8 protein-coding genes are annotated in these 12,695 nt (G+C 71.3%); 4 read left to right on the top strand and 4 right to left on the bottom strand.

The features are described 5' to 3' along the window. Nucleotides 1-88 precede the first annotated feature (88 nt). Both ACQPW6_RS11780 and ACQPW6_RS11775 read left to right on the top strand, forming a co-directional pair. Nucleotides 89-412: a putative quinol monooxygenase gene (locus ACQPW6_RS11780; RefSeq protein WP_433889530.1), complete on the top strand. Its 324-nt coding sequence runs from the start codon at nucleotides 89-91 to the stop codon at nucleotides 410-412. A 34-nt stretch (nucleotides 413-446) separates the two neighbouring features. After that, nucleotides 447-2,309 carry a CDGSH iron-sulfur domain-containing protein gene (locus tag ACQPW6_RS11775; RefSeq protein ID WP_433889529.1) on the top strand — a complete coding sequence of 621 codons (1,863 nt, stop codon included), beginning with the start codon at nucleotides 447-449 and terminating at the stop codon, nucleotides 2,307-2,309. Nucleotides 2,310-2,696: 387 nt separating this feature from the next. Here ACQPW6_RS11775 and ACQPW6_RS11770 read toward each other — a convergent pair whose 3' ends face one another. Then, a complete protein-coding gene (locus tag ACQPW6_RS11770) occupies nucleotides 2,697-3,359 on the bottom strand; it encodes a tetratricopeptide repeat protein (protein WP_433889528.1) in 663 nt (220 codons plus the stop codon). A gap of 38 nt (nucleotides 3,360-3,397) precedes the next feature. After that, a complete protein-coding gene (locus ACQPW6_RS11765; RefSeq protein ID WP_433889527.1) occupies nucleotides 3,398-4,060 on the bottom strand; it encodes a class I SAM-dependent methyltransferase in 663 nt (220 codons plus the stop codon). A gap of 247 nt (nucleotides 4,061-4,307) precedes the next feature. Between ACQPW6_RS11765 and ACQPW6_RS11760 the strand changes: the two genes are divergently transcribed. Then, nucleotides 4,308-5,522 carry an IS110 family transposase gene (locus ACQPW6_RS11760; RefSeq protein WP_433889526.1) on the top strand — a complete coding sequence of 405 codons (1,215 nt, stop codon included), beginning with the start codon at nucleotides 4,308-4,310 and terminating at the stop codon, nucleotides 5,520-5,522. Nucleotides 5,523-5,733: 211 nt separating this feature from the next. Here ACQPW6_RS11760 and ACQPW6_RS11755 read toward each other — a convergent pair whose 3' ends face one another. After that, on the bottom strand, nucleotides 5,734-7,542 hold the full coding sequence (locus ACQPW6_RS11755; RefSeq protein WP_433889525.1) for a discoidin domain-containing protein: 1,809 nt from the start codon (nucleotides 7,540-7,542) through the stop codon (nucleotides 5,734-5,736). Nucleotides 7,543-7,894: 352 nt separating this feature from the next. Continuing rightward, entirely contained in the window at nucleotides 7,895-9,400 is a 1,506-nt protein-coding gene (locus tag ACQPW6_RS11750) for a cellulase family glycosylhydrolase (RefSeq protein ID WP_433889524.1), read from the bottom strand. A 389-nt stretch (nucleotides 9,401-9,789) separates the two neighbouring features. On the opposite strand from ACQPW6_RS11750, the gene ACQPW6_RS11745 reads away from it, so the two are divergent. Next, the gene (locus ACQPW6_RS11745; protein WP_433894508.1) at nucleotides 9,790-12,636 is read left to right on the top strand and encodes a glycoside hydrolase family 48 protein; all 2,847 of its coding nucleotides are present in this window, start codon (nucleotides 9,790-9,792) and stop codon (nucleotides 12,634-12,636) included. The last annotated feature ends 59 nt before the right edge of the window (nucleotides 12,637-12,695 follow it).

Below are 12,695 nucleotides of genomic sequence, written 5' to 3'. Positions count from 1 at the left end.
TGCGAACGCGGAGGCCGCCACCGGGCCGGACCGGGACGGCGCGCAGGCCGTGAGAAGCCCTGAGAACCCCTGAGAAGAGGACACGCACGTGATCGTCGAGTACATCCGCTACACCGTTCCGCCCGAGCGGGCCGCCGAGTTCCAGAAGGCGTACGCGGACGCCGCCGTCGTCCTGGCCGCGGATCCGCACTGCCTCGGCTACGAGATAGGCCAGGGGTTGGAGGAACCCGAGCACTTCACCGTACGGATCGACTGGGACTCGGTGGAGGGCCACGAGCAGGGCTTCCGCCGCAGCGCCGGGTTCCCGGCGTTCTTCGCGGCGGTGAAGCCGTTCTTCACGCAGATCGACGAGATGAAGCACTACGAGGTGCGGGCCGCGTGGCGCCCCGCGGGTGACGGCGCCGACCGCTAGAGCGGGTTCGGACAACAACGTACGGGGACTGCGCATGCACAACGATCATCAGACCGCGGCCGGGTCTCCGGCCGCTCACGACCTTGCCGCCCACGACCTTGCCGCCGTCGGCCGCGACGCCGTCGCCCTGGCCGCCGCGGCGGCCCCGGCGGGCTGGCCGGACGACGTCCGGGCGCTGCTCGAGTGGGGCGTGGCACGGCCACTCGCCCCGGACGCCGACCGCGCCGCCCACCCGGCGGCCACCGGACCGGCGGACGCCGAATCGCTCCTGCGGGATCTGACCGCCCGGGTCACCGCCCTGTGGGCGGCGGGCGCTACGGCCGCGACGAGCGCGGCGGACGGGCCGCCCGGCGCGGACCTCGCGCTCGCCGTCGCCTCGCTGCACTCCGCCTGCCGCCTGCTGGCCGTCCGGGCCGGAGAGTGGGAGGAGCGCCGCACGTGGCTCGCCGGGCTCGCGGAGGGGCGGGCGGACGGCCCCACCGTGACCGTCGTACCCGGCGGTCCGCTGGTCGTCAGCGGCGGCGCCGAGCTGACCGACCACCTCGGCTGCCACGTCGACGCCGGGCCCGTCGCGGCCCTGTGCCGGTGTGGACGGTCCGCCGCCAAGCCGGGCTGCGACACCACCTGCCTGGCGGCCGGCTTCGACGACGCCAAGGACCCGTCCCGGGTGCCCGACCGGCAGGACCGCTACGTCGGGCAGCAGGCCACCGTCCTGGACAACCGGGGCGTGTGCCAGCACTCCGGCCTGTGCACCGACCGGCTCGCCGGTGTCTTCCACGCCGACTCCGAGCCGTTCGTGACGCCCAGCGGCGGGCGGCTCGACGAGATCATCCGCGCGGTGCGGGACTGCCCGTCCGGCGCTCTCGGCTACGCGATCGACGGGATCGAGGCCCGTACGCAGACGGACTGGGGCGGCAGCCGGCCGCCCGCCGTGCAGGTCGCCAAGGACGGGCCGTACCGGGTGACCGGCTCGGTCGCGCTCACCGGTGGTCCGGGAGAAGGGCTGCCCGGGCCGGGGCAGGGCGCGTCCACCGAGCACTACGCGCTCTGCCGCTGCGGCAACTCCAGGAACAAACCCTTCTGCTCGGGACGGCACTGGGAGATCGACTTCCGCGACCCGGTGCCGGATCCGGAGCGGACACCGTCGATCTTCGAATGGGCCGGCGGGCTGCCGGCGCTGACCCGGATGACCCGGATCTTCTACGAACGGCACGTGCCCGGTGACGAGTTGCTGGGGCCGCTGTTCGCCTCGATGTCCGCGGACCACCCCGAGCGGGTCGCCGCCTGGCTGGGGGAGGTGTTCGGCGGGCCGGCCAACTACAGCGGACGGCACGGCGGTTACAGCCACATGCTCGGCGAGCACCGGGGGCGCTGCCTGACGGAGGAGCAGCGGGCCCGCTGGGTGGAGCTGCTGATGCGCTCGGCGCGGGATGCGGGGCTGCCCAACGACCCCGAGTTCCGGGCCGCGTTCGGCTCGTACATCGAGTGGGGGTCGCGGCTGGCGTTCGAGAACTCCCAGACGGGTGCGCGGCCGCCGGAGAACATGCCGATGCCGCACTGGGACTGGAACACGGCGGCGGGGCCGCCCAGCGGGCGGATCTCCGCGCTCGCCCCGGTGGCGGAGGAGGGTTCACCGGGTGACCCAGACGCGGGGTTGGCGCTGCCCGCGCAGGGCGAACCCGTGGGGTTCGAGGCGCACGTCAGGCAGCTTTTCCGGGAGCGGGACCGGGGTTCGATGCTTTTCGCCTTCGACCTGTGGAAGTACGAGGACGTGCGCACGCACGCGCCCGAGATCCTGGCCCGGGTGCGGGCCGGCACGATGCCGTGCGACACGCGGTGGTCCCCCGAACGAGTAGCCCTCTTCGCCCGCTGGGCGGAAACCGGCACCCCGGAATAGCCCGCAACGGGCCCGGGCCTGTCCCCGGCTTTCCCGCCGCGGTGGCTGGCCGCGCAGTTCCCCGCGCCCCTTCGGGGCCCGATCCCGTCGCCCAACCGGCCCGGCCGGACCCCGCTGGGGGCGCGAGGAACTGCGCGACAAGCCACGACGGGCGGACGCTGGACCGGCGACCTCAGGTGGCACCCACCTGGGGGCGCGGGGAACTGCGCGCTCAGCCACCACCGGCCGGTGAGTGAATCAGCGGCCTCAGGTGGCACCCACCTGGGGGCGCGGGGAACTGCGCGCTCAGCCACGACGGGCGGATGGTGGGCCGGCGGCCTCAGGTGGCACCCACCCAGGGGCGCGGGGAACTGCGCGACGAGCCCCCACCGGGCCGCGCGTGGCCCCTCACGTGCCCGCTTCCTCGCTAGCGCGAGCGATCCAGCGGAGGACGCCGTGCGCCGCACACCCCTCTGCCACCGCGCGGGCCTGCGCGAGTTGGGTCAGGGAGCCCTCGTGGTCGCCGCTGTCCGCCAGGAATTCGGCGAGCGCGAGCTTTCCCGCTGCCACGCCCGGCAGGAAGCTGACCTCCTCCCGCAGCCGCACCGACTCCTCGAAGCGCGTCCGCGCTTCGTCCGTGCGGCCGGCCGCCTCCGCCGCGTAGCCGAGGTGCCGGGTGGCGTACGAGAGGGTCAGCTTGTCGTCGGCCGCCGAGGCCAGCTGGTAGGACAGCTCGAAGAAGGGCACCGCCTCGTCGTACGCCTCCCGCACCACCTGGTGGTACGTGCCGAGCCAGAACGCCGCCTCGCCCTCGCCCCGGCCGTCACCGAGCGATCGGTAGAGCTCGACGGCCCGTTCGAGCAGCACGCCCTGCCGCGCGTCCCCGCCGCCCTCGCGTTGCTCCAGGAAGCGCGCGTGCAGCAGCCGTGCGCGTGCCAGGGCGAGATCCGCCTCCACCCGGTCGAGTTCGGCCTGGCCGATCCCGATCGCGTCGGCGTCCCCGTCGAACACCGCCTGGTTGTAGCGCAGTTCGGCGATCTCGGCCCATCCCGTACCCGCACTCGTCGGCATGCCCATCCCCGTTCCCCCTCGGCTCGCGCCGGCCGCCGCTATGCCGCCGCCGGCTTCCTGGCCAGAAGATAACCCTGCGGCGTGCGCTCGTCAGGCTCCGGCTGCCGGATCAGCAGCGACCTGACGTCGAGCCCGGCGGCGGCCAGCAGCGCCGACACCCGCTCGGGCGCGAAGTAGTGGACGTCGAGCGACACCGGGTGGCGGTAGGCGTGTGCGAGGCGGCGGCCGCCCTCGCCGGCCTTGAAGGCGATCAGCAGCGGCGCCCCGGGCGCCAGCACCCGCGCGTACTCCGCGAAGACGACCGGCAGTTGCTCCGGCGGCGTGTGCACCGTCGAGTACCAGGACAGCACCCCGCCCAGCGCGCCGTCCGCGAGGTCGAGCGCCGTCATCGAGCCCTGCTCGAACCGCAGCCCGGGGTGGTCGGCGCGGGCCACCTCGACCATCCCGGACGACAGGTCCACCCCGAACGCGTCCACCCCCAGCCCGTGCAGGTGCGCGGTGACCCGGCCGGGCCCGCAGCCGAGGTCGCCGACCGGTCCGGCCCCGGCGGCCAGGGCCAGTTCGGCGAAGGCGGCGAGCATCGCCCGTTCCAGCGGCGCCCCGGCGAGTTCGTGCCGCAGCAGGTCGGCGTAGTCGGCGGCGACGGTGTCGTAGGAGGCCCGGGTCCGTTCAAGGGCAGGGACGTCGGCGGTCTCGGTCATGCTGCCGACCGTATCGCCGGGGTCCGACATTGATGCTGGTACTCAGGTCGCGGTGGTCGTGGCTCGGGGTCTGACTGACGCCCTGCTGGGCTGTCTTCCGGTTGGTCTGCCCGGCCGCCGTGACCTGTTCTCAGGGCTCCGGCCGGGCGGAACATGACCTGATAGGAGCTTGGCCAGAAGCCCCTTCAATGTCCTGTCTGCGCCACCCGGCCGGTGCCCACCTCCGGTTGGGGAAGGCGTCATCAGCATGACATCAGAGGTTGCGAAGGACACCGTGGAGCAGAACGTGTTCGGCGGGGTCGACTCCCACACCGACACCATCCACGTCGCGGTGATCAGCGAAAACGGCGGCCATCTCGCGGACGCCGAGTTCCCGACGATCGCCGCCGGATACGCGGCCGCCGTGACCTTCCTGACCGTCCACGGCAACGTGATCGCCATCGGTGTGGAAGGCACCTCGTCCTACGGCGCAGGCTTCACCCGCACCGCCCGCTCACACGGGCACCAGGTCATCGAGGTCAACCGGCCCGACAAAGCCGAACGCCGCCGCACCGGCAAGTCCGACCCCATCGACGCCTACGCAGCCGCCCGCGCCGCCCTGTCCGGACGCGCCACCAGCTCCCCCAAGGACGACACCGTCGCCGGCATACGCGCCCTGCACAACACCGCCCGCTCGGCCGTCAAGGCCCGCACCGCCGCTCTCAACCAGATCGGCCAGGTCCTCGTCACCGCTCCGGAGGCGATCCGCGCAAAGTACGGGCACCTCAAAGGCACCGACCGCACCGAGGCCCTGGCCCGACTGCGGCCGGCCGGCGACGCCCTGCACACCGCTGTCCTCACCGCCCTGAAGAGCCTCGCCCGCCGCGTCAAGGACCTGACCGCCGAACACCAGGCCCTGACCCGGGCCCTGGACAGCGAGGTCAGCGCGCACAACCCGGGCCTGCGAGCCGCCCACGGGGTCGGCCCCGACACCGCCGCACAACTGCTGATCACCGCCGGAGGCAACCCCGAACGAATGCGAACCGAGGCGTCCTTCGCGGCCCTGTGCGGAGCCGCCCCGGTCCCCGCCTCCAGCGGCCGAACCAACCGGCACCGCCTCTCCCGGGGCGGCGACCGCACGGCCAACTCCGCGCTCTACCGCATCGCCCTGGTCCGCATGTCCAGCGACGCCCGCACCCGCGCCTACGTCGCACGACAAACCGCCGCCGGACGGACCAAGAAGGAGATCATCCGACTCCTGAAACGGGCCATCGCCCGCGAGATGTTCCGCTGCCTCACCACCACGGTCACCATCCCGGGCACAGCCGACCTACGGCCCATGCGGCAGACCAGGAACATCACCCTCACCGCCGTCGCCCAGCACTTCGGAGTCTGGCCCACCACCATCTCCAGACTCGAACGCGGCCTCACCCGGGACGACGACCTCGCCCGCACCTACCGCAACTGGCTCCACACCGCTTGACAGCAATAGGAGCATCATCCCCCGCGACCTGGCAGGACATGCCGCCGGGGGCGGCCCCGGCACCTGGTGGGTGCGGGACCGCCCCCGGTGGGTGGGGGGATCGGGAGACGGGCTGAGGGGTTTCACCTGGTGGCGTGTTGCTCCGTGGGGGGATGCCACCTGGAGGTGGTGGCCCGCCCGTCGGGGCGGGCGGGCCACCGGTCGGTTCGGCTCACCAGCCGACGGCGACCTCCATCCACTGCGGGTTCTGCTGCGAGGCGTAGGCCGCCTGCCCGGCCACGTCGTCGTACGGGAAGCCGTACGCCAGGTGGTTGATCGCGTGGTCGTGCCAGAACTTGGCGTACCAGTTGGCCGGGTCGCCCGAGTAGAACTTCGTCGGGTCCTGCTGCTGGGCCGCCGGCAGCGTGGCGGTGTGCCGGTTCAGCGCCGCGCACAGCGCCGCGTTGGCGCCGAGCGATCCGGCGCAGCCGAAGACGTTCGAGGTGGGCTCGTTGACGCCGACCGACTGGGCGTACGCCGTGAAGTAGTTGGCGTTGACGCCGCCCTCCCGGAAGCTCGGGTCGCTGCCCGGGGCGATGATCCGGTACGGGGCCTGGGTCTGGGCGAGCACCTTGAACTGCTGCGGTACGGCGGCCTGGAACTGGGCGAACGTGGCGTCCCTGCTCTGGTTGAACAGGTCCTGGCTGTCGCCGAGCTGGATGTCCTGGCCGTCGTGCGAGTGCAGCCTGATGGCCAGCGGCAGCCCCCAGGCGTCCACCCGGGTGGTGTTGCCGTTGAAGACGGCGGCGCCGATGGTGAACTCGATGAAGTCGTAGTACTGGCTGTTCGGCGAGCCGAGGTAGAAGTACATCCGGCCCGACGAGTTCGCCGGCATGTCGAAGTACGGCTGGTCCGCGATGGAGTGCACCTGGCCGTTGAAGCTCCAGTACACCTGGCTGTCGGGGTACTGGCCGTTGGTGCGGTTGAGGATCTTCAGTTCCATCACGTTGTGCGCGGCCGGGATGTCACTCGTGGTGCCCCAGAAGGCGTCGTCCGGGGGAGTGGTGGGGTCGGTCGGCCCGGTGCCGCCACCGGTGGTGTGGACCGCGAACTCCCAGAGCGAGTAGCCGTAGGCGGTGGCCCGCACGGTGCCGGTCATCCGCACGTAGCGGCCGGTTCCGGTGACGTTGTAGACCTGGTTGCCGCCGGCGCCCGTGGTGGTGCTGTAGATGGTCGTCCAGCCGCCGGTGCCGGAGTCGGACACCTGGATGGTGAACGACTTGGCGTACGCCGCCTCCCAGTTGAGGCCGACCTGGCAGACGGTCTGCGACGAGCCGAGGTCCACCTGGATCCACTGCGGGTCACTGAAGGCGCTCGACCAGCGGGTGCCGGCGTTGCCGTCCACCGCTGCGGAGGCGGCCGAGGCCGCGTTCTCGGTGGAGGAGGCGGTGGCGGTGCGGTTCAGCGCCGAGTTGTCGGAGCTGCACGCGGCCGGCGGGGTGGTCGGGCCGCCGGGGCCGAAGACCTGGAACTCCCAGAGCGAGTAGCCGTACTGGGTGGCGCGGACGGTGCCGTACACCCGCACGTACCGGCCGGAACCGTTTACGGTCAGATTCTGCGTGCCGCCGGTGCCGGTGGTGGTGGAGTAGACATCGGTCCAGGCGGTGCCGTTCGTCGAGGTCTGGATCTTGAACGACTTGGCGTACGCCGTCTCCCAGTTCAGGGTGACCTGGCCGATGGTCTGGGTGGCGCCCAGGTCGACCTGCAGCCACTGCGGATCGGCGGCGGCGCTCGACCAGCGGGTGCCGGTGTTGCCGTCCACGGCCGCGGAGGCGGGCGTGCCCGCGTTCTCCGTGGAGGACGCCGTGGCGGGCTTGCCCTGCGACAGCAGCGAGTTGGCCGCATGGGCCGGCGACTGCGTGGTGACGACGAGCGCGAGGCCCGCCAGCAGGGCGATCAGCAGAGTAAGGATCAGATACGGCTGGCGTCTGTTGTGCCGCCCAGGCCGTCGGCGCACCAGCGTGGGAGTGCTGCCTGACATGTGTTCTCCTCAACCGGGTGGGGGTCCGTGATGGAGGCTGGGAGGGTAATGAGAGCGCTCTCTCTCAGCGAGGTGATGTTTACAACCCCGGTACACCCGCGTCAATAAGTTGTTCAATAATCGCCGATCGGCCAGGGGCCCGGTTACGAGACTCGAACGGATGCGGTACGGGACAACTGCCAGCTCACAGGCCCCGGACAGGCCCCAGCCGTCCCACCGGCCACGGAAATCCCATGGAGAGCGGGACGGCCCCGGGTACGCCATCCATACCCGGGACCGCCCCTGTCAGGGGGTGGGCGCGCGCCGCTCCGGAGCTCGGTGTGCGCCCGGCCGGTGCTCAGCCGGCGGCCGTTCAGCCGAGCGCCGCCAGGTGGTCGCGCAGTCCGACACCGTACGCCGTCGGAGTCCCGTCGTACCCGGTGATCAGCGAAGGACCGGACGAGCAGTCCCAGTTGTTCCAGGTCCAGCCGAGGTACGACAGCTTGTGCGCGTCCAGCCAGTTCATGAACTGGTCGATGAAGCCGTGCGCGCAGGTGTTCTCGCCCATCTCGCCGGCGACCAGCGGCACCTGGGCCGCCACCGGAGCCAGTTGGGAGTCCCAGCACGACGTGGAAGCACAGGAGTTGAAGTTGTAGACGTGCACGGCCGCGGCCAGGTTGCCGGTCGGGTCGGTCGGCCGGTGGGCGAGCCAGCCGGTCAGGTCGTTGGAGTAGGCGAGACCGCCGAGCAGGATCACGTTCTGCGCGCCGGTGCCGCGTACCGCGTTCACCAGGCTCTGCATACCCGCGACGGGGTAGCTGATACCGGGGCAGTTTCCGCCGTCCCGCCAGCAGGTCCAGGCCGACTCGGCGCTGCCGGTGGCGCGGTCCGGATAGGGCTCGTTGAACAGGTCGAAGACCACCGACTTGTCACCCTTGAACGCGTTGGCCACCCCGGTCCAGAACGGCACCGCGTACTGGGCGTCCGGCATCGGCTTCTGGCAGGTGGCGTTCACGTCCGAGCAGCCGGCCGAGTTGCCGGTGTACAGGCCGTGCGTCCAGTGCAGTTCGACGATCGGCGTGATGCCGTGGGCGACCAGCCGGTTCACCCAGCCGGTGACCGCCGCGATGTAGTTGGCGCCCGCGTCCTCGGCGGGAACGTACGAAAGGCCCTCCCAGCAGTCCTCGTTGAGCGGCACCCGCACCGCCGTGACGTGCCAGCTCTTGATCGCGTCGATCGACGCGTCGTCCACCGGGCCGTCGAAGATGCCGCGCCCCTGCGCGCACATGAACTCCGTGCCCGAGCGGTTCACGCCGTGCAGCACCACCTGCTTGCCGGCCGCGTCGAGCAGCTGGTTGCCGCCCACGTGCAGCTCGGGCGGCGCGGCGCCGTCACCGGGCGGTGTGGTGGGGGGAGTCGTCGGCGGGGTGGTGGGTGGCGGGGTGGTCGGCGGGGCGTCCTCGTTGCAGGTCACGCCGTTGAGCTTGAAGGTGGTCGGATTCACGTTGCCGCCCGACCAGTTCGCCAGGAAGCCGGCGCTCACCGAACCGCCGGTGGCCAGCGCCCCGTTGTACGGCATGGAGGCGACGGTCACCGAGGAGCCGGCCTGCGTCCAGGTGCCGTTCCAGCCCTGGGTGACCTTCTGGTCGCCGGGGAAGTCGAAGGTCAGCTTCCAACTCGTGGTGGCGGCGGCGTTGTTGGTGATCACGACGCCACCCTGGAAGCCGCCGGTCCACTGGCCGGCCACCGAGTAGGCGACCGTACAGGCCGGTGCGGCGCCGGCCGCGGTGGTACCGAGGGAGGGCAGCAGCGCGGCGGCGGTGGCCGCCGCGGTGCCGGCGGCCAGGGCGAGCGCCGCGGTGCGCGTGGGTCGTCGCATGTGCGACTCCTCGTGGTGTGGGGGGTTCAAGTCATGGACGCGCTCCCACAGGTCCGCCGCAGACCATAGCGCCAACTCCTGCCGGACGGTAGGGGTGTTGTGGGGCCGCCGGGAGATCGCGCCGATGGCGTCATGTGCATGCTCTTTGGAACGACCTCTTGACAGCCTGTCAGCACGCCCTGATTGTGGGAGCGCTCCCACTGGTTCAGCACATTCCCCCCACATCACGAACCGCGAGGAGGGCCTCTCGCATGCCCAGAGGAAGACCGTTCGACCGGCAGGACCGGCCGCAGGACCGGCAGGTCCGGCGGCGGATCAGGCACCGCGTCCGGCGCCGGATCCGTACCCTGGTGACGGCGTTCACCGCCGCGCTCGCCATCCCGCTCGCCATGACCGCGGCAGGCGGCGGCACCGTCGCCCACGCCGACACGCTCCAGTGCAGCGTCGACTACTCGGCCAACGACTGGGGTTCGGGCTTCACCGCCAACGCCACCATCACCAACCGCGGCACCGCCGCCGTCAGCGGCTGGACGCTGAGCTACGCCTACGCCGGCAACCAGACGCTGCAGAGCGGCTGGAACGGCACCTGGACGCAGACCGGCAAGACCGTCACGGTCAAGTCGCTCGACTGGAACAAGACAATCGCGCCGAACGCGGGCGTGACCACCAGCGCCAACTTCAACTACAGCGGCACCAACGCGGCCCCGACCGTTTTCACCGTGAACGGTACCGTCTGCGGGGGCGCGCACCAGCCGCCGCTGGCAGTGCTCACCAGCCCAGCCGCCGGGGCCACTTACACCGCGGGCGCGACCGTCCCGCTGGCCGCGACCGCGGTCGCCGCCGACTCGGCGACCGTGAGCAAGGTGGAGTTCTACAGCGACACCACCCTGCTCGGCACCGACACCAGCTCGCCGTACACCTTCAACTGGGCGGCCGTGGCCGCCGGTGACTACTCGGTCTACGCCAAGGCGTACGACAGCCTCGGCGCGTCCGCCGAGTCGACCCCGGTCGGCCTGCACGTCACCGCCGGGCCCTCGCTCGTCGCCACCGCCTCGCAGGTGTCCGTCACCCAGGGCGGCACCGGCACCTTCGGCGTCAAGCTGTCCGGGGCGCCGAGCGCCAACGTGGCTGTCACAGTGGCCCGTTCGGCGGGCAACACCTCGCTGTCGGTCACGTCCGGCGGCAGCCTGACCTTCACCCCGGCCAACTGGAGCACCGCGCAGACCGTCACCGTGGCCGCCGCGGCCACCGGCACCGGAGCGGCGACCTTCACCGCGACCGCGCCCGGCTTCCTCAAGGCCGATGTGACGGTCACCGAGGTGGCCGGCACCACCGGCACCTACGACACCCGGTTCCTCGACCTCTACGGCAAGATCACCGACCCGGCCAACGGCTACTTCTCCCCGGAGGGCATCCCCTACCACTCGGTGGAGACGCTGATCGTGGAGGCGCCGGACTACGGCCACGAGACCACCTCGGAGGCGTACTCGTACCTGATCTGGCTGCAGGCGATGTACGGCCGGATCACCCAGGACTGGAGCAAGTTCAACGGGGCCTGGGCGACGATGGAGAAGTACATGATCCCCACCGCCGCCGACCAGCCCACCAACAGCTTCTACGATCCCAGCAAGCCCGCCACGTACGCCCCCGAGCACCCGCTGCCCTCGGACTACCCCTCGCAGCTCGACACCAGCGTGTCGGTCGGCAAGGACCCGATCGCCGGCGAGCTGAAGTCGGCGTACGGCACCTCCGACATCTACGGCATGCACTGGCTGGAGGACGTCGACAACATCTACGGGTACGGCGACACCCCCGGCGGCGGCTGCGAGGCCGGCCCGGCGGCGGACGGCCCGTCGTACATCAACACCTTCCAGCGCGGCGCGCAGGAGTCGGTGTGGGAGACGGTGCCGCAGCCGACCTGCGACGCCTTCAAGTACGGCGGCAAGAACGGGTATCTGGACCTGTTCACCGGCGACTCCAACTACGCCAAGCAGTGGAAGTACACCGACGCTCCGGACGCCGACGCGCGCGCGATCCAGGCGGCCTACTGGGCCGACACCTGGGCCAAGGCGCAGGGCAAGGGCGCCGATGTGGCGACCACCGTGGGCAAGGCCGGGAAGATGGGCGACTACCTGCGGTACTCGTTCTTCGACAAGTACTTCAAGAAGATCGGCAACTGCACCAGCCCGTCCTGCCCGGCCGGCACCGGCAAGGACAGCGAGCACTACCTGCTGTCCTGGTACTACGCCTGGGGCGGCTCCAGCGACACCGGCGGCGGCTGGTCCTGGCGGATCGGTGACGGTGCCGCGCACTTCGGCTACCAGAACCCGCTGGCGGCCTACGCGTTGACCACCGACCCGGCGATGGCCCCCAAGTCGGCCACCGGCAAGTCCGACTGGACCACCAGCCTGAGCCGGCAACTGGAGTTCTACCAGTGGCTCCAGTCCGACGAGGGCGGCATCGCCGGTGGTGCCACCAACAGTTGGGACGGCGCCTACGCACAGCCGCCGGCCGGCACGCCGACCTTCTACGGGATGGCGTACGACCCGGCGCCGGTCTACCACGACCCGCCGTCCAACCAGTGGTTCGGCATGCAGGCATGGTCGATGGAGCGGGTCGCGGAGTACTACCAGCAGACCGGCGACGCCAAGGCGAAGGCGATCCTGGCCAAGTGGGCGAGCTGGGCGATCTCGCAGACCACCGTCAACCCGGACGGCACCTTCAAGATCCCGTCCGACCTGGCCTGGACCGGCGCTCCCGACACCTGGAACGCCACCAGCCCCGGTGCCAACACCGGCCTGCACGTCACCGTGACGGCCTACGGCAACGACCTCGGGGTGGCCGCGGCGCTCGCCAAGACGCTGGCCTACTACGGCGCGAAGTCCGGTGACACGGCGGCGAAGACCACCGCCAAGGCGCTGCTCGACGGCATGTGGAACAACAACCAGGACGCCCTGGGCATCGCGGTGCCGGAGACCAGGACGGACTTCTCCCGGTTCGACGACCCGGTCTACGTGCCGTCGAGCTTCTCCGGGACCATGCCGAACGGCGACAAGATCAATTCCAGCTCCACGTTCCTGGAGCTGCGTTCCTTCTACAAGAACGACCCGAACTGGTCGAAGGTCGCGGACTACCTGAACGGCGGCGCCGCGCCCTCGTTCACGTACCACCGCTTCTGGGCGCAGGCCGACATCGCGCTGGCGATGGGCTCGTACGCGCTGCTCTTCGACGAATGACCGCCCGGGGCCCGTCCTGCGGGCCCCGGGACTCCCGGGATGCCTGGCCGCGGCGGGAG

The sequence above is a fragment of the Streptomyces sp. CA-111067 genome (assembly GCF_050956065.1).
In the GTDB taxonomy this organism is placed as follows: Bacteria; Actinomycetota; Actinomycetes; order Streptomycetales; family Streptomycetaceae; genus Actinacidiphila.
The sequence above is the reverse complement of the archived record's forward strand: the minus strand, read 5'-3'. Positions and strand labels throughout refer to the sequence as shown.